The 21,551-nt window shown below is 40.9% G+C and carries 18 protein-coding genes, 1 tRNA gene and 1 pseudogene; 14 read left to right on the forward strand and 6 right to left on the reverse strand.

The genetic code is table 11. The features are described 5' to 3' along the window. Nucleotides 1–46 precede the first annotated feature (46 nt). From sppA to ACKTT2_RS49890, 3 genes are all read left to right on the forward strand, one after another. Entirely contained in the window at nucleotides 47–1,882 is a 1,836-nt protein-coding gene (gene sppA, locus ACKTT2_RS49880) for a signal peptide peptidase SppA (protein WP_407900558.1), read from the forward strand. A gap of 133 nt (nucleotides 1,883–2,015) precedes the next feature. Beyond that, nucleotides 2,016–2,267, forward strand: coding sequence for a hypothetical protein (locus tag ACKTT2_RS49885; protein WP_407900559.1), 252 nt, complete (start codon nucleotides 2,016–2,018; stop codon nucleotides 2,265–2,267). A 310-nt stretch (nucleotides 2,268–2,577) separates the two neighbouring features. Further along, nucleotides 2,578–3,537, forward strand: a complete 960-nt coding sequence (locus ACKTT2_RS49890; RefSeq protein WP_407900560.1) for an RsmB/NOP family class I SAM-dependent RNA methyltransferase — start codon at nucleotides 2,578–2,580, stop codon at nucleotides 3,535–3,537. A 24-nt stretch (nucleotides 3,538–3,561) separates the two neighbouring features. Here ACKTT2_RS49890 and ACKTT2_RS49895 read toward each other — a convergent pair whose 3' ends face one another. Then, nucleotides 3,562–4,023 (reverse strand): PPC domain-containing DNA-binding protein, encoded by a 462-nt coding sequence (locus ACKTT2_RS49895; protein WP_407900561.1) that lies wholly within the window; start codon nucleotides 4,021–4,023, stop codon nucleotides 3,562–3,564. Between the two features lie 423 nt (nucleotides 4,024–4,446). Between ACKTT2_RS49895 and ACKTT2_RS49900 the strand changes: the two are divergent. Both ACKTT2_RS49900 and ACKTT2_RS49905 read left to right on the forward strand, forming a co-directional pair. Next, nucleotides 4,447–4,644: pseudogene (locus ACKTT2_RS49900) on the forward strand (hypothetical protein); the annotation flags it as partial. A gap of 670 nt (nucleotides 4,645–5,314) precedes the next feature. After that, nucleotides 5,315–5,836 carry a KGK domain-containing protein gene (locus ACKTT2_RS49905; RefSeq protein ID WP_407900562.1) on the forward strand — a complete coding sequence of 174 codons (522 nt, stop codon included), beginning with the start codon at nucleotides 5,315–5,317 and terminating at the stop codon, nucleotides 5,834–5,836. Nucleotides 5,837–5,989: 153 nt separating this feature from the next. Here ACKTT2_RS49905 and ACKTT2_RS49910 read toward each other — a convergent pair whose 3' ends face one another. Beyond that, nucleotides 5,990–8,722: a DUF3536 domain-containing protein gene (locus ACKTT2_RS49910; protein ID WP_407900563.1), complete on the reverse strand. Its 2,733-nt coding sequence runs from the start codon at nucleotides 8,720–8,722 to the stop codon at nucleotides 5,990–5,992. Nucleotides 8,723–9,261: 539 nt separating this feature from the next. On the opposite strand from ACKTT2_RS49910, the gene cax reads away from it, so the two are divergent. From cax to ACKTT2_RS49935, 5 genes are all read left to right on the forward strand, one after another. Beyond that, the gene (gene cax / locus ACKTT2_RS49915) at nucleotides 9,262–10,338 is read left to right on the forward strand and encodes a calcium/proton exchanger (RefSeq protein WP_407900564.1); all 1,077 of its coding nucleotides are present in this window, start codon (nucleotides 9,262–9,264) and stop codon (nucleotides 10,336–10,338) included. A gap of 231 nt (nucleotides 10,339–10,569) precedes the next feature. After that, nucleotides 10,570–10,872 (forward strand): peptidoglycan-binding domain-containing protein, encoded by a 303-nt coding sequence (locus ACKTT2_RS49920; RefSeq protein WP_407900565.1) that lies wholly within the window; start codon nucleotides 10,570–10,572, stop codon nucleotides 10,870–10,872. A gap of 103 nt (nucleotides 10,873–10,975) precedes the next feature. After that, a complete protein-coding gene (locus tag ACKTT2_RS49925) occupies nucleotides 10,976–11,230 on the forward strand; it encodes a peptidoglycan-binding domain-containing protein (RefSeq protein ID WP_407900566.1) in 255 nt (84 codons plus the stop codon). A 597-nt stretch (nucleotides 11,231–11,827) separates the two neighbouring features. Beyond that, complete coding sequence (locus tag ACKTT2_RS49930) at nucleotides 11,828–12,049, forward strand: peptidoglycan-binding domain-containing protein (RefSeq protein ID WP_407900567.1); 222 nt, start codon at nucleotides 11,828–11,830, stop codon at nucleotides 12,047–12,049. 220 nt (nucleotides 12,050–12,269) lie between these two features. Further along, nucleotides 12,270–12,860, forward strand: a complete 591-nt coding sequence (locus ACKTT2_RS49935) for a peptidoglycan-binding domain-containing protein (RefSeq protein WP_407900568.1) — start codon at nucleotides 12,270–12,272, stop codon at nucleotides 12,858–12,860. A 71-nt stretch (nucleotides 12,861–12,931) separates the two neighbouring features. Here ACKTT2_RS49935 and ACKTT2_RS49940 read toward each other — a convergent pair whose 3' ends face one another. Together ACKTT2_RS49940 and ACKTT2_RS49945 are read right to left on the reverse strand one after the other, a co-directional pair. Further along, nucleotides 12,932–15,352 carry a sucrose synthase gene (locus tag ACKTT2_RS49940; RefSeq protein WP_407900569.1) on the reverse strand — a complete coding sequence of 807 codons (2,421 nt, stop codon included), beginning with the start codon at nucleotides 15,350–15,352 and terminating at the stop codon, nucleotides 12,932–12,934. A gap of 813 nt (nucleotides 15,353–16,165) precedes the next feature. Further along, nucleotides 16,166–16,238: transfer RNA gene (locus ACKTT2_RS49945), tRNA-His, on the reverse strand. Nucleotides 16,239–16,349: 111 nt separating this feature from the next. Here ACKTT2_RS49945 and ACKTT2_RS49950 point away from each other — a divergent pair. From ACKTT2_RS49950 to cobA, 4 genes are all read left to right on the forward strand, one after another. Continuing rightward, nucleotides 16,350–16,730 (forward strand): DUF4359 domain-containing protein, encoded by a 381-nt coding sequence (locus ACKTT2_RS49950; RefSeq protein ID WP_407900570.1) that lies wholly within the window; start codon nucleotides 16,350–16,352, stop codon nucleotides 16,728–16,730. Nucleotides 16,731–17,082: 352 nt separating this feature from the next. Next, the gene (locus ACKTT2_RS49955) at nucleotides 17,083–17,763 is read left to right on the forward strand and encodes a manganese catalase family protein (RefSeq protein ID WP_407900571.1); all 681 of its coding nucleotides are present in this window, start codon (nucleotides 17,083–17,085) and stop codon (nucleotides 17,761–17,763) included. 93 nt (nucleotides 17,764–17,856) lie between these two features. Beyond that, a complete protein-coding gene (locus ACKTT2_RS49960) occupies nucleotides 17,857–18,612 on the forward strand; it encodes a sirohydrochlorin chelatase (protein WP_407900572.1) in 756 nt (251 codons plus the stop codon). Beyond that, on the forward strand, nucleotides 18,609–19,394 hold the full coding sequence (gene cobA, locus ACKTT2_RS49965; RefSeq protein WP_407900573.1) for a uroporphyrinogen-III C-methyltransferase: 786 nt from the start codon (nucleotides 18,609–18,611) through the stop codon (nucleotides 19,392–19,394). Before ACKTT2_RS49960 ends, cobA begins: the two co-directional genes overlap by 4 nt. 17 nt (nucleotides 19,395–19,411) lie before the next feature. On the opposite strand, the gene ACKTT2_RS49970 is transcribed toward cobA, so the two are convergent. Together ACKTT2_RS49970 and ylqF are read right to left on the reverse strand one after the other, a co-directional pair. After that, complete coding sequence (locus ACKTT2_RS49970) at nucleotides 19,412–19,876, reverse strand: Hpt domain-containing protein (RefSeq protein ID WP_407900574.1); 465 nt, start codon at nucleotides 19,874–19,876, stop codon at nucleotides 19,412–19,414. 583 nt (nucleotides 19,877–20,459) lie between these two features. Continuing rightward, a complete protein-coding gene (ylqF, locus tag ACKTT2_RS49975; RefSeq protein WP_407900575.1) occupies nucleotides 20,460–21,350 on the reverse strand; it encodes a ribosome biogenesis GTPase YlqF in 891 nt (296 codons plus the stop codon). Nucleotides 21,351–21,551 lie beyond the last annotated feature (201 nt).

Raw genomic sequence — 21,551 nt, forward strand, 5'->3', positions numbered from 1 at the left:
AAATGACCAATGACTAATGACCAACGACCAATGACCATTAACTAAAATGCGTAATTTTCTCAAACAAACTTTTGCCAGTTTAGTTGGCAGCCTCTTGGGGTTATTTATCTTTTTAGGTTTGGGTACCACCGGGCTACTCTTGCTGCTATTTGCTGCTGCCTCCTCTAAAGATGTTGGTCCTCTAGTAAAAGATAAGTCAGTGTTAGTTTTTGACTTGTCTATGAACATTACCGATGGCGAACCTAGCACGAGCGAATTGCTGGAGAAAGCATTATCGGGTGAGGAAATCAATAGGATGTCTCTTCGTAGCGTTCTGGACGCTTTGGAAAAAGCACGTCTGGACAAGCGCATTGTTGGGATATATCTAGATGGCAGTCGCGCATCACAAGCCAGTGTTTCAGGTTTTGCCACTCTTAAAGAAATCCGCCAAGAACTACAGAAATTCCGCGCCTCTGGTAAAAAGATTGTCGCCTATGGCTCGGATTGGGGAGAAAGGGAGTATTACCTGAGTTCGGTGGCAGATAACATTGTGGTTAACCCCTTGGGAGCGATGGAAGTTAATGGTTTGAGTACACAACCCGTGTTTTTTGCAGGAGCATTGCAAAAGTATGGTGTTGGCGTTCAAGTCGTGCGAGTCGGTAAGTTTAAGGGAGCAGTTGAACCATATGTTCTTACAAAGCTAAGCCCAGAAAATCGTCAGCAAATCCAAACTCTATTGAATGATGTTTGGACAGAATGGCGAACAGTAGTAGGGTCGAGTCGTAAAATACCTGCTTCTCAATTACAAAATATCGTTGATAATCAAGCGTTGTTATTGGCAGAGCAAGCAAAAGCTAATCGTTTGGTAGATAAGATAGCTTATTTTGATGAAGTGGTTTCAGACCTGAAAAAGTTAACTGATAGCGGTAAAGATGAAAAAACATTCCGCCAAATTGACATTGATGAGTATGCAGAAGTTCCAGGCAAATCTTTAGGCGTAGAACGCGAATCGAAAAACAAAATTGCGGTTGTCTATGCTGAAGGCGAAATAGTCGAAGGTCAAGGTGAAAGTGGAGAAATAGGTGGCGATCGCTTTGCCAAAATCTTCCGTCAGTTGCGCCAAGATAAAGATGTTAAAGCTGTTGTGCTACGAATTAACAGCCCAGGTGGAAGCGCTACCGCCTCTGAAGTGATGCAAAGAGAAGTGCGGTTGACTCATCAACAGAAGCCTGTTATCGTGTCGATGGGTGACATTGCTGCTTCCGGTGGCTATTGGATCGCCACTGACTCCAAACGGATTTTTGCGGAACCCAACACCATCACAGGTTCTATTGGTGTATTTGGAGTGCTGATCAATGCTCAAAAATTAGCAAATGATAATGGAATTACCTGGGATTCAGTGAAAACAGGGAAGTACGCTGATGTTCAAACAGTAGCTCGTCCCAAATCTTCAGAAGAACTGGCTATATATCAGCGCAATGTGAACCGCATTTACAGCGTATTTATCAATAAAGTCGCACAAGGTCGGAAATTGTCAGAACAAAAGGTGGTGGAGATTGCTCAAGGACGAGTTTGGTCGGGTGTTGCAGCCAAGAAAATAGGTTTGATAGATGAGATTGGGGGTTTGGATGCTGCTATTAAATATGCGGCAACAGCCGCTGGTTTGGGAAACAATTGGGAGGTGAAGGAATATCCTCGATTGGGAACTCTTGAGGAGCGTTTGTTTGGGCGGACGACGCAGGAGATAAGTTCTATTCTGGGAATAGACAAAATGAAACTTAAAGCTCCAGATCCATTGATGGAAGAATTTGAAAAACTCCAAAAAGAACTGGCGATCGTACAAAAAATGAATGATTCTCTAGGTATTTATGCTCGTATACCTATTAATCTCCGCCTAGAATGAGCAGAAAGCAACAAATAGAGGTAAATTTTTCCACGGTATTTTAGATAACTGGATATTGTGGGGTCAAAACTACTGACAAAAACGATAATGATGTGTAAAGTAGTTTTGAGCGACTAACAATTTACCGAATTTTATGCAACAGCCGAAAGACATAAAAACTAAACGCCTTCTTCTTCTTGTTGTTTCCTGTAGTGTAGCTGGTGTCATTGTAGGTGGCACATCAGCTTGGGCGGAAACCAATATGTGCTTGCAAGCTAACACCGTCACCAGCGAATGCATAACTCAAGACCCTGGAGTTAAAACTATAGAGGGAATGGCAACTGGCTTAATAGCTGGAGCAGGTGCGGCTGTTGGTGTAGCATGGCAACATCGGCATGAAAAGTGATGTAAATCGCTGATACAAAGCCGAGTCAGGTTGCGCTGCCTGACTTAGGTTCATTATAAAAACTTCTTATAGGTTGTGCATCTTATATAACTAGTAGGGTGGGCATTGCCCCCAGAATAAATTCTGGGGCTATACAAACCAAAGTCCCTCCGGGTTCGCCAGTTCCCTACGGCGGGAAACCCGCCTACAGGACTGGACTCACCGCCTTCGCGGACTAATGCATAGCCTGCGTAGGCAGGCTTTGTTTGTGTAGCCGTGATTTTCAATCACCTGGTGTTTTTCCAAATTGAGATGCTCCCCACCTTAAATTATGAAAAACTATTCTAATTTATTACTCAAACTGTCACGACATTTATTTACTAATTTAGACGAGCGAGAAAAATTTGTTGAAGCTTTAACACATCCACAACCTTTTAATCCTTGTATTCTTTGGTGTAAAGAAAAACCGGAATCCAATCCTTTTTCTACTGAAGTAGCAACACCTTGGCAACCAAAATTTATAGACCGTTTGTCTTTAGGAGAAAAACCCGGACAACATTCCTTACACGAACAAGGGTATTTTTACTGTTTAGATTTTTCTTCCGTCTTTGCAGCTTCTATATTGTTAGCGATTCCTCAACCTGTCAATAAAGTTTTTGATATGTGTGCTGCACCGGGAGGAAAGAGTGTCTTTGCTTGGAAAAATCTGCAACCGGATTTACTGATTGCTAATGAAGTCATTGGCAAACGGTTGGGAATGCTAATTTCTAATCTGAAACGCTGTCAAATTGAACCTTCTCTTGTCGCAAGTAAAGATCCAAGTTTTTTTGCTGATACGATCCCTTTATCGTGCGATCTAGTTATGGTCGATGCTCCTTGTACCGGGCAATCTTTACTTGCGAAAGGAGAAAAAGCACCAGGTTGTTTTCATCCAACTGCTATTAATAAAAGTGCTAACAGACAGAAAAGAATTATAGCAAATTCTGGTCAGATCGTTGCCCCTCAAGGGTATCTTGCTTATATGACTTGTACTTACTCTCCCGAAGAAAATGAGGAAGTTTGTGAGTGGTTTTTACAAAGATTTCCTCAATTCAAAGCTGTAGAAGCGAAGCATTTAGAGGGCTATCAGTCCAATTTAACGAATTTGCCTTGTTACCGGATGTTTCCTCAAGATGGATTGGGTGCAGGTGCTTTTACAGTGTTGTTTCAAAATACGGAGGAAGGTGAGGAAAAAGTTTTGGAGGTAGAGGTTTTGCCTGCAGTTTGGAGAAATATAAATTGTAGAGATTAATAGACTCAGATCTTAGCATCAGTTTTACTCCACCCTAGCCCTCCCCTTGTAACTTCTGCGTACACTCTGCTTTATATCGAAGTTTTCAGTTGTTTTTCTGATAATTTCTAATTCGTAGTAGCCTGTTTGCTCGTCCAGTGTTCTTAGAAAAGCATATTCTTCACTAATACCAATAATTATCTCAGCAGTTGTGTAGATAATACATCCAAAGTCAAGATGTCCGCCAATAGTGTTTCCTTGTTGGTCGGAGATGGTAATGTGCAGATGTACTCCAGTGGTTGCTATTGTTCCATTGAGGGCAAGAATTTCAAATTTGTCAGTTAAGAGCGTGCTGTTTTCTTGGTTAGCAAAGCGAATTTTTGCTTGTTTTAGACTTCCAATGGAAGTCACAACAAACCCTGCTTTAATGCCTTCTTGACTAGCAAAGTTTTTTAAGCTTTGTTTTAAATCTTCATCTGGTTTTAGCCGAAGAGGAAATATTTTCACGTCTAATCAATCTATAATGAGGATATTTGTAAAGTCTACTTGTATTTTACAAATCAAATAAGAAACCTGTATTATAGCAATTTTCACTTGAATGAAGTACAAATTTATCTGCTACGGGCTGCTACAGGCTGCGGTTCCATAACTTTTTTATGTATTGCACCCAATTAAAAAGCGCTATATTATGCGATTTTTATCAAAATTATGGTAACAGTTTAGAAAAAGAACCTAGTGTATTTGCTGATGCAAATAGGCACTTGTTTTCTATAAAATGTACTGAAAGAATATTTTTATACTTTCAGGATGCTGAATATGCAAGGGTTACCGCTTTAATGCAAAAATTTGCAGGAGCAAGTAGAGTTTATATTACAACTTATACAACAAGAGCCATTTTTAGATTCCTACAATGTAGGATCGATTCAAAGTAGTGTCATTATCGATACTCTAGGTATTGATGCCCCGGTTGAGAAAGATTCACATTTAACATATGCTAGAATTCGATCTTCTGATACTTCAGCGGTGATTTGCGTGTTAAAACCTGCGTCGGCTGGTGATATGACCAAGGAAGAAACAGAACTATTGGAAACAATACGAGAAAAGCCAGGAATTCGCGATCGCGTTTTCAAAGAAGTCACTCATGCTTTAGTGAGTGTGGCTAGAGTAGAGTGCGATCGTTTCGTGCGAGAAAGCCCTAGATTTTATAATGAAGGGATTTTTTCCATATATCAGTTTCGTCAGACTTTATTACAAACATCCCAAACCTATAATTGTGAAAGTATGGTAAAAGTACGACATTTATTAAATGTTCTTAGACAAAAGATAGCAACTTATAACTCAGCCGTTACTACAATTAATGAATGCATACAGTCGGTACAATTGTATGATTGTCTATTACCTTCTATTGAACAATTACAATCAGAAAAAGTCAATCCGCTCTTTTCTGAAAATGGTTTATGGGAGTCAAATGGTGCATTTAAATCTAGGAAATTGTAGGCTTTAATACACACAATATGCAAAGACATAATGTACATTAGACTATCTGTGTCTTTTCACTTATTCTCTTTCTTCGACTTGAGAATAAAGTTCAAAGCATAGAAAAATGTCTAACATAAAAGAAAAAATAAAGCTACATGAAGAGAATGATAATAATGTCTTATTATCTATAGTCTAGCTTTTTCAAATGTTTTAATGTAATGATTAATTGTCATTCTCACATTTTCATTCATATGATAATTTTTGAGTTTTTAATAGCGATGAGAATGTTACAAGTAAAAAATAGGAGGGTCATCTCAATATGCTAAACAATAAATTTAAACAATTGGAAGGAACAGAAGAAATCATTCTTTTAGAAAATAGAATATTTAATCCCAGTCAAATTATTAATTGTATAATTGAAAATTTTGAACCAAAAGGTAACGATCTGAATTTATCTTGCAAAAATTCATTTATTAAAAAATACTTTAAACAGAAAAATGTGCAGGGCATATTTAATCGAGTGGAGTGGAATTTTGTCCTCAAGCAAGGAGTCAAATGCGAACTTTTGATTCCAAATAAGAACTGTAAGCAGAAAGGCAAACTAGAAATCACAGTCATCATAAATTTTTCTCCTATGAAGAGAAAGGAGCTTTCTATGCTTGAGGATGAGGATGCACATAATACCCTATCTATTGAAGACAAAAAAAGCTTGGAAAATATAGAGATAAAAGTTTCGTTAGATTTTTGGTCAGATGAAATTGAAGTTGAACAAACTTTTACAAACAATCAATTAGAGCAGGCGATCGATAACGTATATTGGATGGCAGCGGATTATCAGTAGCAAGGGGCAAGGGAGATAAGGGAGACAAGGAAGAATAACTTACAACCAATGCCCAATGACCACTACTGGTCACTGGTCACTGGTGAGTCCAGTCCTGCAGGCGGGTTTCCCGCCGTAGGGACCTGGCGAACCCGGAGGGTCACTGGTCACTGTTTACTGCAACCAATGGCTAACATCAACTGCCAACTTTTGCCCCAATTTCAACAACTGATGGCTGTAAGTTTCATTTTCTCGATTTGCCATTTTAGTTCCCATCTGAGGCAAAATTTGATTGTGCAAACGGTTGAAGTATAGTTCCTGGGATCGTTCAAGGCACACACTAAGGTTAAGCTGATAGGCCGCATCTATCAAACGTTCCAAGCGTTGGATATCTGCATCTGAAGTTCCACTGGGATCGTATAGTAGCTGCCAGAGAGAATGGAGTACTATTTGCTCTAACATCTGCTTGCCTTCAGGAATATTTAACCGACAATGTATGTGTTTGGCTTCTGTGGCAATTGCTTCTAACTCTAAAATATGGTTCCAAGTGGATGTCGGTTCTGATATATCTTGCTCTAATGCACGCAAGGTCATCATACACCGATACCCCAAGGATATCTCTGCTGCTACCTGCAACTCCTGTGGTGCGGGAACTCCATCGCGATGGAATGCCATTAAGACACCGTAATTATCCCTGTATGTTTGTGTGTAGAGTTGATCCAATCGTGTCAGGGTTTCCTGACTTAATAAGTGCATGAGTCGGTGGCGTTCTTCGGTAAATAAATTCTGTAAGTTGAATGCTTCTTCACCGAACAATTGCATCATTGCCAAAATTGTATGTGCTGCACTCGCTTGTTGCAGTGCGCCAAACAGTTTGTCTTTCAACTGGCTGTAACTACGGCGTCCTTGGAAAGGTTGAATGCAACAATGGAAATCCCAGCCTCCAAGATGAAGAACTGCAAATACCAGATGCTCGCTTTCCCAGGTGATTTCAGAAACTAAGTTCAAATTCCCCACAGCCAAAGTCAGCGATCCCATTCTTTGGAGTTGGTAATCGAGTTCGTTGACTGTGTAGCAATAAGCTCTCTTTTGGAAAACACTTGCTGCTGAAGTTCGATCGCTGTTTGAAGGCAATCTTTCACTTAAGCTCGATCGCTGACCGTTGAATAATGAAGTAATGACGTGGTGGGCTGCAACTTGTTTAAAGCTGATTTGGGCTGTCAGCACGAGTTGACGGTAAACTTCAGCACCATGTTTAAAGAACTCAACGTTACTTATTGCTGTAGTCAAACGTTTGATGAACCCTTTTTCTAATTGTACGCCTGCTACATCTCCTGCTAGTTCTAGAGCACGAGCAGCGTAACGAAGGATCTGAGTTCCTTCCGGGCGCGAGATTTCTTCAAAGAACCATCCACAACTGGTAAACATGAGTAAAGCATGACGCTGCATTTCTAACAAGCGTAAGGCATCTACTTGTTCGGCGGCTGTCAATTTGTGGTTTTGGTGACGAGCTAGAAAACGAGTGACATTTTCGGGAGTACGATCGCGAATAACTTCTATATATTCGTCTCTTGCACACCAGGGATCGCGGAGCAATAGCCTGCCATGTTCTTCATACACCTGGATTAAGCGATCGCGCAACCAATCCAGAGCATTTCTTAAAGGACGACGCCATTTTTGGTGCCACGTTCCACCACCACCGCAACCGCAGTCATCTTGCCATCTATCCACTCCGTGAGCACAACTCCATGCCGTGATAGGCTTGAGTTCTACTTCCCAAGAGGGAGAATTCAGACTGAGGTAGTGGGCAAAGTTTGTGACAGTCCAACCTCTATGAGTAAATTCTTGTGTAAATGCATAGGCTAATGTTTTCTCAGTACCGCCTTTATGATGTCCAAAGGTTTCCCCATCTGTAGCAACAGAAATTAACTGTGCTGTTCGGCGATCCCCGCGTACTGCCGAACCGATTCGTCCTGCCAAATGGCTTGAATTATAAAGGACATCACTAAATCCCATATCTCGCGAGATCGGACCGTCATAGAAGAAGATATCTATGTAGGGGAGGGATTGGGGATCGGGGATTGGCGATTGGGGATCGGCGATTGGGAATTGGGAATTGAGGTTGCGTTGCACCAAGTCCCCAGTACCCAGTCCCCAGTCCCCTTTGAGAAAACACCGATACGGGCGTGTGGGATCGATTTGACTGCCACCGACTTCATGCCATTGTGGGTTGGGATTATCTTGTGTTGGCATGAGACGACAGCGTTGTGCTTGCGATGGAGCCAGTACAATAAAGCGAATGCCTTCGTCAACTAAAGCTTTTAAGGTTGCGTAATCTACAGCCGTTTCTGCCAGCCACATACCTTCGGGATCGCGCCCAAAGCGGGATCGGAAGTCTTCTTTGCCCCAGCGAATTTGGGTATATTTGTCGCGTTCGTTAGCTAGGGGCATGATGATGTGGTTGTATACTTGCGCGATCGCATTGCCATGCCCGTTCAACCTTTCGCAACTCTTGCGATCTGCCTCCAAGATACGTTGGCAAACCTCCACATCGTGCCGTTCCAACCATGACATCAGCGTTGGCCCAATGTTAAAGCTCAAATACTCATAGTTGTTAACGATCCCCACCAACTCGCCTCGGTCATTTAACACCCTAGCAAAGGCATTGGGACGATAGCATTCGGAGTGAATGCGTTCGTTCCAATCATGAAAAGGTGCCGCACCAGGTTGACGCTCAATTGCGTCCAAATATGGGTTTTCCCGTGGTGGTTGGTAAAAATGCCCATGAACCGTTACGTAAACTCCCGTAGCTTGTCTCAGGGGATCGAGCATTTGGGTGCTTTTCACAGTTTCATGTGTCGTCAAATTTGTACCAGTACTAGCTGGTAATTCAGCTGCTGAGGTCATGGAGTTATGATTCCAAATAGGATAGATAAATTTGCAATTGCACTCGTGAGTAAAATTTCTATAAACCTTTCTGGCATTGGCATTGCAACAATAATAGGGAAAATAGAGCAACTATGATATGCGAACAAAATCCGCTCTTTGCGGTCTAAATGTTGGAGTAATTTGCACTTCTTTAAACAACCTTCCAATTAAGTAACCATTGATAAAAGCGGGGTTAGCAGGTTTCATCGTTGGCGGTGCTAAAAACTTAATTGTCTTTTAATATATTAACCTGCATCTTTGTTGTAAAATTCAGCACTTCATCGAAACTTTTGCAACGAAAGATTACGAAGACGATTTATATCGCAATCTTATTTTACAAATAAAGCTCCTTAAAGGAAACAGTAAAATTTCGGAACCATTCTACTAGAGGGTTGGGAGTATCCTAAATAAGAAGTTGAGGACAGTAGAGACGTGCTATAGCACATATATATACAAGTGCGATCTTCACTTTTAACCCTTAACTCCGTTTCTGTTAACTCTTTCAGCCCAAAATACACATGTCAGGTAAAAACACCATTTTTTTGGTTTTGTCTTTGTTTATTCCGGTTTCCTTTGCAGCACATTATTTGGAGTGGGGAGAACTCACTGTTTTTGGAACTGCCTGTTTAGCTATTTTGCCCCTAGCTGCTTGGATGGGAACAGCTACAGAAGAAATTGCTGTCGTAGTCGGTCCAACCCTAGGAGGATTGTTAAATGCCACTTTTGGTAATGCAACAGAACTAATTATTGCTCTCATTGCTTTAAAAGCTGGATTAGTGGATGTCGTCAAAGCGAGTATTACGGGATCGATTATTGGAAACTTACTGCTAGTCATGGGTCTAGCAATGTTTTTAGGCGGACTGCGTCACAAGGAACAGAAATTTCAGTCAGTAGTAGCACGGGTGAATGCATCTTCCATGAATTTGGCAGTCATTGCTATTTTGCTACCAACAGCTATGAGATTCGGTTCTCAAGCAGTCAGCGCCCAAGCATTGCAACATCTTTCCCTAGCTGTTGCCATTGTTTTAATAATTGTTTATGCTTTAACATTGCTGTTTTCTATGAAAACCCACGCTTATCTTTATGAAGTGGGGGTTGTAGAAACAGTGGAAGAAGAGCATCATAGCAAACCTAACATTTGGTTGTGGGCAAGTGTGTTGCTAGTCTGTACTATTCTAGTCGCATTAGAATCAGAAATGCTAGTCGCATCATTAGAAGTAGCTACAGCCCAGTTAGGACTAACCGCACTATTTACAGGGGTTATTCTCGTACCTATTGTTGGTAACGCCGCAGAACACGCAACTGCCGTCACAGTCGCTATGAAAGACAAAATGGATCTTTCGCTGTCGGTAGCAGTGGGATCGAGTATGCAGATTGCCTTGTTTGTGGCTCCTGTTTTAGTTTTAGCAGGTTGGGTGTTCGGTCAACCCATGGATTTAAATTTTAATCCCTTTGAACTAGTGGCTGTGAGTGTATCAGTCTTAATTGCGAACAGCATTAGTTCTGATGGAAAGTCAAACTGGCTTGAAGGCATCTTGTTATTAGCTGCATATACAGTACTGGGATTCGCGTTTTACTACCTTCCTGTTACGTAGATCTAAAGATAACGTTAAAAAAGCCACCAAATCAGCATTCTTTTCGCTACAACTATATCTGGTTGGTAGTGACAAATAAATCTAGCACTCTAGAGCAAATTAATGGGGTAAATTTGCTTCTCCTTGAGGGAATATCACCCTAAATGGGTAATGTCAGAGTGAAGGGTGTAATACTACCTTAGTTTGATAGAAGAGAAATTTTACACTTTAAATCATTTACGGAGGGTGAATATGACACAAGCAGCTGCTTCTATTGGTCTGCCACCAGTAGTGCAAGGTGATACTGGCGACGCCGTAAAATATGTACAACAACTGTTGAATGCTTACAGAAGCAAGATTGGGAATGGAAACGTTATACCAGTACTGAAAGTAGACGGAAATTTTGGTAGTAACACTTCCTCAGCTGTTGCCCAATTCCAAAAAGAATACACAGCAGTAAATACCAAAAATATAAACTTGGTTGCTGACGGAAAAGTTGGTCCTGCAACTTGGCGGGCTTTAGGCGATTTTGGTGTATTGAAGTGTATCCCCTAATTCAGTGAGCAGTAACCAGTGACCAGTTACCAGTGACCAGTTACCAGTTAACAACGAAGAAGAGCCAAATCAACATCATTTAAAAAATTTAGGACAGTAAATCATGGCTGAGCAAAAATTGCCCCAACTCAAAAGGGACACTAATGGTGACGCTGTAAGATTGTTACAACAACAATTGATTACTTTTGGATATCTAGGCAGTAGTAGTTTTGACTCAAAATTTGGTCCAGCTACAGAAGGTGCTGTAAAACAGTTCCAACGCGACCAGAACTTAAAAGATGATGGAATTGTTGGTCCCAATACTTGGTTAGCATTGGCAAACTGGGCAAATCATTTTTGTCAGCAACAAGCTCCATAAGAACTCATAAATAAAAGAAACTCCCAAACTTTCTTGTGGAGTGGAAAGCAATACAAACAAGTCGAAATTACCCCCCTTAGTCCCCCCTTGGAAAGGGGGGAAATTGAATTTCTGATTCCTGAGTCCCCTCTTGGAAAATGGGGAATTGAATTTCTGATTCCTGAGTCCCCTCTTGGAAAATGGGGAATTGAATTTCTGAATTCCTGAGTCCCCTCTTGGAAAATGGGGAATTGAATTTCTGATTCCTGAATCCCCTTTTGGAAAATGGGAAATTGAATTTCTGATTCCTGAGTCCCCTTTTGGAAAATGGGAAATTGAATTTCCAGTTCCCTCCCCAATCCATCGGGGAGGGTTAGGGTGGGGTAAAACTGGCGCTAAAACTTTGCTCTAATTATCTCGAACCTAGCCACTAACCGTTAGCCATTAACATTTTACATTTTTTGAAAGTTATTTAAAATTAAAAACTAAAAATTAATTTATAAATAAATTAGTATGGAAGAATCCACAGATCCAGTACAACCTCAAGAACAACCGTAAGGAGAAATTGAGCCAGAACTGGAAGAAAAACAATTTGAGGAACAATCCGAAGCACAATTTATGTCAGCACGAGCGTCTGGTTTACCAACTCTAAGGTTTGGCTCCTCCGGTCATTCTGTTAGAGTTTTACAACGACTTTTAGTTTCCAACGGCTATTTTGTAAGAATTGATGGGAATTTTGGTGCTCTCACAGAATCTGCTGTGATGGCTTTTCAAAGTGGAAGAGGTCTCAACCCCGATGGTGTGGTTGGTCCTAGAACTTGGGCTGAATTAACTGGTTAATAATATACGACATCTATTAACTATTTGGGTAAGGAGTTTAAGACATAATGACTCCTTACCCATCTTCTGTATTTATACTTATAAAGAACGGCAAAGACCCATTTTACGGAATCTTTGGAAAAAATTATTACAGTTTTTATTTTGTAATTACTGTTTAATCCGGAACAACAGCTGTAGTAGATGTCAAATAGAGCATGGGCCTAGCGTAAAAAGTGACACAATGACAGATATTGCCCTGCTGATGACGGGCGTATTGCAAACAGGACAATTTTCTTTGCTGAGTTTAGCAAATGAGCTATTTCTTCAGTTAGAGAGCAGCGTGGAAGAGTCAAATCAAGACCAGCAGCTATCTCCGATAGTTTCACCTGCTCGAGTTACACCACCTGAATTCATGCAATATGATGAGACAGTCAATGTCTCCCCATTAGAACAAACTACAGAAAATAACAATATAGTGAATCAAGCTCAGACGCCTTCTTCTGCTGAGTTGTTTGTAGCGTCAGAAAATACCCCTACGGTTAATTCTCGTCGTTACAGGCGACGATTCACTAGTAGACGAAGTGGTTACCAAGTAGTAACTGCCATATCTTACGATTATACTAATCAAGCCTTGCCAACTTTAAGTTTTGGCAATGAAGGTATTGCTGTTAGAGCTTTACAACGACTGTTATCTTACAATGGCTACGCTGTTCAAATTGATGGAGTTTTCGGTGCGCTAACAGAAGCGGCTGTTAAATCTTTTCAAAATCAGCGCAGCATATCGGTAGATGGCATTGTTGGGACAAAAACTTGGTTAGCATTAACACAATGAATTATGAATTATGAATTATGAATTATGAATTATAAAATTTTTCATAATTCACAATTCATAATTCATAATTTCTATCGGTACTTATGTTGCTCTAGTAGCTGTTGCGCTCTCGGTTTGTAAATTAGATAGAATAAAGCCTCTATGTAACGTAACAAATCCTCTCGATTTTCTTTGGAAATGAAGTTCCAAAAACCATAGATTCTGGCTAAGGATAAGAGCTTAGAGGTATGGATTTTCCACGTGTAAGTGCTGTAAACTCTTTCAATTCCTTTTTGGGAAATTTGATTCCAGTAATTGGGATTTTCTTCGCAACGCTTAATAAATTCCAAAATCTTATCACCTGTTTCTTCTAAATTGGTTGGGTTGATGTAAAAGCCATTCACCCGATCTTGAATAATTTCTAAAGGTCCGCCAAATTGAGTAGCAAAAGTTGGTAATCCTGAAATCATTGATTCTAAAATGGTCAAACCAAAAGCTTCAAATAAAGCTGGTTGTACAAATATTCCCTGGCGATCGCCAATCACTCGGTACACTTCCCCCGAATCATTTTTGGTCAAGCGCACTCCCAACCAGCGAATTTTACCTTGAAGATTGTACTCTTCTATAATACGGTAAAGTTTGACGATCTCATCGCGTTCTTCATTGTCGCCTGATTCTTCAACTCGCAATTTACCTGCAATTAATATGAGATTGCAATGTTTTTGCAATTCTTGGTTTTGACCAAAGCATTGAGCTAAACCAGTCAAATTCTTAATCCGGTCGAGACGCGCCATTGAGAAAAGCGGGCGCTTGTTGGGGTCGTCTAAAGTTCCAAATATTTCCGCCGGATCTTCCAGTGTAAACAGCATTTCTTCTAATCTGGCGCGATCGCTCTCAATTCGATCTTCAGTCTGCGTGTAGGGGAAATAGCAAATTTCGTTAACTCCAGGAGGTACAACGTTAAATTTGGGGCTAAACAGTTCGATCCCATTGACAACGTGATACAGTTCTGGCATCGTAAAGCACTTGAGAGATTCGTACTGTCCTACGCTATCTGGAGTCCCTACAATCTCTTGGTAAGTGCTACTAATAATAAAATTAGCAGCATTCATTGCCAACAGATCTGCAGTAAATTGTAGTGAAAAATGATACTTATCCTCTAAGTCTTGCCAGTACAAATTACTAAACAAATATTTTGATTTTTCTAAAGCATGAGCGATGTTACATTGAGTCACTCCCAAGCGACGCGACAGTAAAAATGCAATCAAATTACCATCCGTATAATTACCAACAATCAAATCTGGTCTGCCTTGAAACTCTGCCCTCAATTCTTTTTCTGCATCAATGGAAAATGTTTCCAGATAAGGCCAAAACTCAAACCGTGAAATCCAGTTCTGAGTCATATTGGGATTAAATTCCCGCAAAGGAACTCGCAAGATCCAAGCATTTTCTGTGTCGTAAACTTTTTCTAATCGTTGGTTGCACAAGGTACCATCACTGTTGGGAATTAAGCGAGTAAGAACGATCGCCTTGGGTTTAACATTCAATCCACCCAAACCAGCCAACATGGAATCTTCTTGCAATTGCTTCTCTAAATTCTTCGCCTGATCCAGAACATAAACCACTTGACCGCCAGTGTCAGGACGCCCCAAAACTCCCTCTTGTCCGAACCAACCATGGGCGGACACGAGCACAATTCTAAAAATCATTGGAATGCGAGAAATGAAGGCTTCTAAAGTTAGGGGGTCGGGAGAATCCATGAGTTCATCCAGAATACCCAACGTTTCCCTAACTCGCATGGCGGTATTCCCCCAGCCCGGTTCAAAGCCCATTATCTGCAAGTCAAACCGGAATTCTTCGTATGGTTGTTCGTTGGGGCGATCGCTTACAAAAGCCAACGCTTTCTTAACTTGGTCTGAAAGTTGCTGTTGCGATTTGATGCGTTCGTTAATCAGTAGTTGCACCCCATTATACTGGTGGAGGCGCAAAAAATTAAACAAGGATTCTAGACCTTGCTTGGCATCTGCAAATAACTTACCAGATAGATAGCGGTTGAGGAACTGTACTCCTTTACCAATATTTTTTGGATCGCGGATGATGGGTGAGTAGTCATAAAACGGACCAAAATCCAACTCTAGTAAGTCACCTTCATTGGGATTGTATTTGTTGACCAAGCGATCGCGCACATCCAACAGTTCCTGTACCGTCATTGGCTCAATATTTAAACTTGCAGTCAGTCGATAAACTTCTTGACTAGCTATCTTAGGACGGATGATAAAACAGAGACTAGATTCCTCTTGAATAATTTCCTGAGTGTAATAGATTAACTTACCCAAGTGCGAAGCTTTGTAAAACCGTTCTGACTTTTCGTACTTTGAGCAATATTCACCGTACAAACTGAGGATATCGTTTCGCAGCAGATATTTCTTTTCCTGTTGGCGTAACTCGCTTATCAAAGAACGCAAATCATTTTTCTCTTCACTATCCAAGATGGCTTGAAGTAATTCTGACATGGCAATTCTTATTTATATTTAAAATTGAGCTTTGTTTTGATTCGTGACTAATAGATAATAGTTTTGACTTCATTGCAAATCTTTCTCAAAAATTAACAATTAGTCATATACAACTAGCTTTAGCCCTCAACTAGTTTACATTTTTACGGTTATCTTAATTAATAAGTATTTTTTCCTCCAACTTAAGACGTAATAGTTTTTATTTTTTAATAAAAAAATTTAGGTTCTTGAATGTTATTTAATTTACATTAACCATAAGAGCTGCCGAGCGCAAATAGAATTCGCAGCTACACAAACAAAACCCACCTCCGTGGGTTTCACAACGTTAATTTTTTTCGTAAGTCCGCACAAGAGGGACTTCGTTTGTATAGTTGCGAATTCCATTCGCCAGAACTTTTCAGTCTTTTGACGTAATGAAACAAAAGTTCATTGACTTAAGTTATTGCGAAAATAAACTTAGATAAATAAAAATCAAGTATCTTATTCTACAAAGAAAAATTCTTATTTAGTTATCTATAATTACGATTGTAGTTTTGAAAGAGGTTTGAACTCGTATGAGCCAACCTTCACACCCTACCGTTCACGATCGCAGCATAGGCAACATAGCGATCGTTTCTCTTCTTGCCTTATGCGGTTTAACTTTTATCTTTCTGCTAGGAATTTTCTAGGAGGGCTTGAAAATTATCAATCTGATTAAAAAATCTTTACATTACATTCCAATACATTGGCAATGGATATTGAGTTTTAGTCTTCCCAGAGAAGTATCTTATCCATTGCCATTCCTGCTTTATAGATTTTACAATTTGCTTTAAGGGCGAACGATGGGGTTCGAACCCACGAGTGGAGGAACCACAATCCTCTGCCTTAACCACTTGGCTACGCTCGCCATCATATTTTTAATTATAGCATAACTACATTAAACGATCTAGTCCTTTTTTTAAGGAACAGGTTCCGCTAATCTAAAGTCCGATCGCTAAAGCTACTAGCAATTAAAAAAATGAGAGTCTTATCCATTATTGTATGTGTAGGAGTCCTAGGGCTAGCAACTATAGGGTTAGCAATGGCAAGGACAAACCCCAAGCAGGAGCAGTATGAAGAATATGCAGTGGAACAGTTATCGGAATACGTGAAAGATAATGTATGTAAGAAAACTCGGAATATCTTCGAGAATATCATTAAGTTTAATTGCACCGAACTGATAGAAGCAGCCAATCCACAAATACGGGAAATTATTGCAGTAAGAACCGAAAGGCAAGATTTTCTGATTTTTAGCATTTACCGCACTGACTTAACACTCAACAATTGGATACCTTCTTACAAATTTGAAACGGTAGGAGCATTTGATAAATTTTATACTTACAGCATGGAGAAGCAGTAATGTTCAGTGACCCTTACGGGTTCGCCAGTCGCCTACGGCGGGAGACCCGCCTGCAGCGCTGGACTCACCAGTGACCAGTGACCCTTACGGGTTCGCCAGTCGCCTACGGCGGGAGACCCGCCTGCAGCGCTGGACTCACCAGCGACCAGTGACCAGTGACAAATAACTAGTGACCAAAGAGAGAACTGTCTTCAAGCACAAGTCTTTCTCCAGAAACAGGTTGAAATTGATAAGTCTCTTTAGGATTTCTATTAGGTGCAAATAAATTCTTGCTTGAGGCGATAAACACATTGAGAGAAGTATCTCCTTAAGACAAGGTGACGAAGCAATAGAAAAATAAGGAGCGTGCATTGTGTTCTTACATAAGAAAGAAACGATTCAACCCGTTAACGTTAGCGAAGCAAACCCACGTTTTGCTCAACTGCTTCTAGAACAATTTGGTGGTGCTACTGGAGAATTAACAGCTGCTTTGCAATATTGGACGCAATCTTTACATTGTGAGAATGCTGGAATTCGCGATATGTTGCAGGATATTGCACTTGAAGAGTTTAGCCATTTGGAAATGGTTGGCAAACTGATCGAAGCTCATACCAAAAATGTCGATCAAACTGAAGCTTACAAAAGCACGTTGTTTGCTGTTCGGGGTGTAGGTCCGCATTTGTTAGACAGTCAAGGACAAGCGTGGACAGCAGCTTATGTAAATGAAGGCGGTGATGTCGTCCGCGATTTACGGGCTAACCTTGCTGCAGAAGCGGGTGCGCGTCAAACCTATGAAGCGTTAATTAAATTAGCTCCTGAAGAAGGTACAAAACAGGCGCTCGTTCATCTTCTCACGCGGGAAATTTCTCATACCCAGATGTTTATGAAGGCGTTAGATTCTTTGGGTAAGTTAACAGACCCGTTCTTTGGTAATATCCAACCAGATAGCACTGTGGATATTTACTACAATTTATCTAGTAATGGCAAGGACGAACGCGGTCCTTGGAATTCAGAACCAACTTTCCGCTATATTGCCGATCCTCAAGCTAAGTAATATGCTATTGGTTAGTGGTTAGTAGTTAGTAGTTAGTAGCTCAACCCCTAACTACTAACTACTATCTACTAACTACTATCTATTATTTAACCCATGCCAACAGCATATCTGCTAGTGTCTCATGGAAGTCGCGATCCGCGTCCAGAAATCGCTATGGATCGCTTAGCGGGTCTGTTACGTCATAAAATACAAAAATATTCGCCTAGTCTTGTTAGTGGTGATACCGCAATTACGCTGGATGAATCTTTCGTGGGGACAGCGTATCTAGACCTGAACCCCGAACCCTTACACGAACAAATAAGAAAATTTAGTAAGAATGCTCTGAGTTTGGGATATTGTAGTTTAAAAATAGTGCCGTTGTTTCTTCTTCCTGGAGTTCACGTGATGGAGGATATTCCGGCTGAAGTGGCTTTGGCACAACTGTCTTTAGGTCAGGAAATAAAGATATATTTACAACCATATTTGGGAAGCCATCCAGGATTGGAATTGGTATGGGTTAAGCAGTTGGCTTCTATGGATTTGGATGGGAAAATTCTTTTGGCACATGGAAGCCGTCGTCCTGGTTCTGAGTTACTATTGGAGGCAATGGCTACCTCTTTGGGTGCAGTGACGGCTTATTGGATGCACCCACCAAGTTTGGAATCGCGTGTGCAGGAGTTGGTAACTTCTGGTTATCATCGCATTGCAATTTTGCCATATTTCCTATTCCCAGGTGGAATAACTGATGCGATCGCAGGAGCGCAAGAAAAGCTAAAATTACTGTTTCCAGAGGTTAGTTTTCAATTAGCCGATCCTTTGGGAGCAAGTCCGGAGTTAGCTGATTTGATTTGGGATTTGGTAAAACAATGAACCGCGAAGACGCGAAGAGTGTAAAAGAGGGGAAGAGGAGTTTGAGAAAAGTTTATTTGGTAGGTGGGGGACCGGGAGATCCTGGGTTGATGACTCTCAAGGGAAAGGGTTTGCTGGAGTGCGCGGATGTGGTTGTTTATGATGCTTTGATTAGTCCGGCAATTTTGGCAATGATTAATCCTCAAGCGGAGAAGATTGATGCGGGGAAGCGGCGGGGACGTCATTCTCTGTTACAGGAGGAAACGACACAGTTGTTGATTGATAAAGCACGGGATAATGCTATTGTCGTGCGATTGAAAGGCGGCGATCCTTTTATATTTGGTCGCGGTGGCGAGGAGATGGAGGAATTGCTTCAAGCTGGTGTATCAGTTGAGGTTGTACCTGGTATTACATCCGGTATTGCGGCTCCTGCTTACGCTGGCATTCCTTTAACGCATCGATTGTATAGTTCATCAGTAACTTTTGTTACCGGGCATGAGTCTGCTGGTAAGTATCGTCCTGCGGTTAATTGGGATGCGATCGCTCGCGGTTCGGAAACCATTGTAATTTATATGGGCATTCACAATCTACCTTATATTGTGGAACAGTTGAGGGAAGCCGGATTAAGTTTGGAAACACCTATCGCCTTGGTACGTTGGGGAACTAGACCAGAACAAGAAGAGTTAATTGGTGTATTGGGGACAATTGTGGAGCAAGTAGAAGCTAGTCATTTTGCTTCCCCTGCTATTGTTGTTATTGGTTCTGTAGTGAATCTGTATAAAACAGTGACCAGTGACCAGTGACCAGTGACCAGTTAATTTTAGTCACTGTTAACCACTGCCGATAAGATTGCAGTATGATTTGAGCCGTTCTGGTTGTTTAAATGTTCTTGAATCTCTTGAAAAACTGGGTAGCAAAAAGTTGTTAACCACTGTTCGTCTACAGCACGATCTTCTGAATATAATTTGACAATTTGACAAAGCCAATCAAATCCAGAGAGTAACAAATTCAGGAGATCGGGCTCGATTTCTAAATAATTCTTGCGCTCTTTGAGAAAAATTAAATAATCTTCCAAACAATGGGCTAAATGACTGAGTACTCGAAATCCCATAAGATTAGCACTGCCTTTTATGGAATGAACTGCTCTCAGTCCATCATTAATTTTTGGTAAAGCGATCTGATGATTGAGTTCGATTTCAAGTAAAATAATTTCTAAAGTACTGATATCATCGGTAGCTTTTTTTAAAAATTGCATTTGAAGTTCTAGTTGTTTGTTTCGTAACATAATGTATGAAATGCATTACGAGTCATTGACTTTACAAAATTAATTGCAACGACAATAACTTCCTTGAGTGTACTTATTGGGAGCGAAAAATTTCGGTACAAATTAGACTTGAAATAACACCTTCAACGTGAGGGGATGGGGACTTAGTATAACTACTAATTGAGAAAGTATGGAACTTTTTCAATAGCACGATCTATTTTGGAGCCAGAGAACATTTTAAAACTGCTCGCTATGAGCATTATTCCAAGAATAATTCTCAAAAGTGGAGTCCCTTGTCTTTAGTTCCCAGGTAGAACTTGGGAATGAAGTGAGGTTCTTGCTGCGCGTTAGAATTAGGGAGTTCCAAGTAAAAAAAACCTCCCAAATCAAAATTTCGTGGTGCGGGCGTCCTCGCCCGCTATTAACATAGGACGGGCGAGGACGCCCATCCCACAAGATGAAGAATTTCAACATAGGACGGGCGAGGACGCCCATCCCACAATGATGAAGAATTTCAACATAGGACGGGCGAGGACGCCCATCCCACAATGATGAAGAATTGATTTTTGGGAAATTCCTGATGCGATCGCGAAAGGGGATTTGTTTATATTTCGTAACCTGGTGGCAACTCTAAAAGAATTTCACCAAGTAACCCTTTGCGAAAATCTGTTAATAATTGTCTTGAGGTTCGTTCTACATCACCTTTGTATTTATGTTCTGCTAAAGCTTGTAAATAAGCTTCTCCAGTAAAAGGCGTTGGGTCAAGCGTATAACGGGCAAGTAAGGGTTGTTTTGGTAATAAATGAGGTGCTGTCGCTTCCAATTCTTTGAGTAAATCCACTAGTGCAGCCGATACCATTTGAGTATCGTAAGAGGCATCGCCAATATCATCACAAATGGCTAATTTGACTCCATTTTCCTGATTTTCCAATCTACTAGGAATCACACCCGGTGCATCTAACAATTCTATTTGATCGGAAATTCTTACCCATCGCAATTGGCGAGTTACACCAGGACGTGCAGCACTTTCCACAACTCGCCGTCCTAACAAACGGTTAATTAATGCTGATTTGCCTACATTGGGAAAACCAATGACTACAGCACGTACTGGACGGGGTAACATTCCACGATTTTTCCGACGTTCGTTAATTGCTACTCCAGCTACTTGCACTGCTTTTGACACTGCAGCAACTCCTTTACCTTGCTGGGCATTGGTAAAGTAAGGAACTTCTCCCTGTTGCTGGAACCATTCTATCCATGTTTGTCTTGCTTGAGGCAAAAGCATATCTACTCGATTCATTACCAACACTCGTGGTTTGCTTCCTATCCATTCATTGATTTGAGGATGGTGGGTTACCAAAGGAATACGGGCGTCGCGTACTTCAAGAACCACATCTACAAGTTTGAGATGTTCTTTTAATGCTTTTTCCGCCTTAGCAATGTGACCTGGGTACCATTGGATCAGGTTTAACTTGTAGTTTTGAGTAAGTGCCATTCTGATGATAATAGGGCATAGGGCATTGGGGAGCCAGTGCTAGCTTGTGGTTACCACCAGTTGAAGCACCTGGCGTCATTGGGCATTGGGAAAAATTATTTTTCTGCCCTCGTTGTGAACTGTTGTCAACGGGTATTGAGCATGAAAAAGGGAGTTGGAAATATCCCTTTTTCATGTTTGGTTGTGGGGTTTTCCTGCGTT

Source organism: Scytonema hankhaensis NUACC26 (genome assembly GCF_045865695.1).
GTDB lineage: Bacteria > Cyanobacteriota > Cyanobacteriia > Cyanobacteriales > Nostocaceae > Scytonema.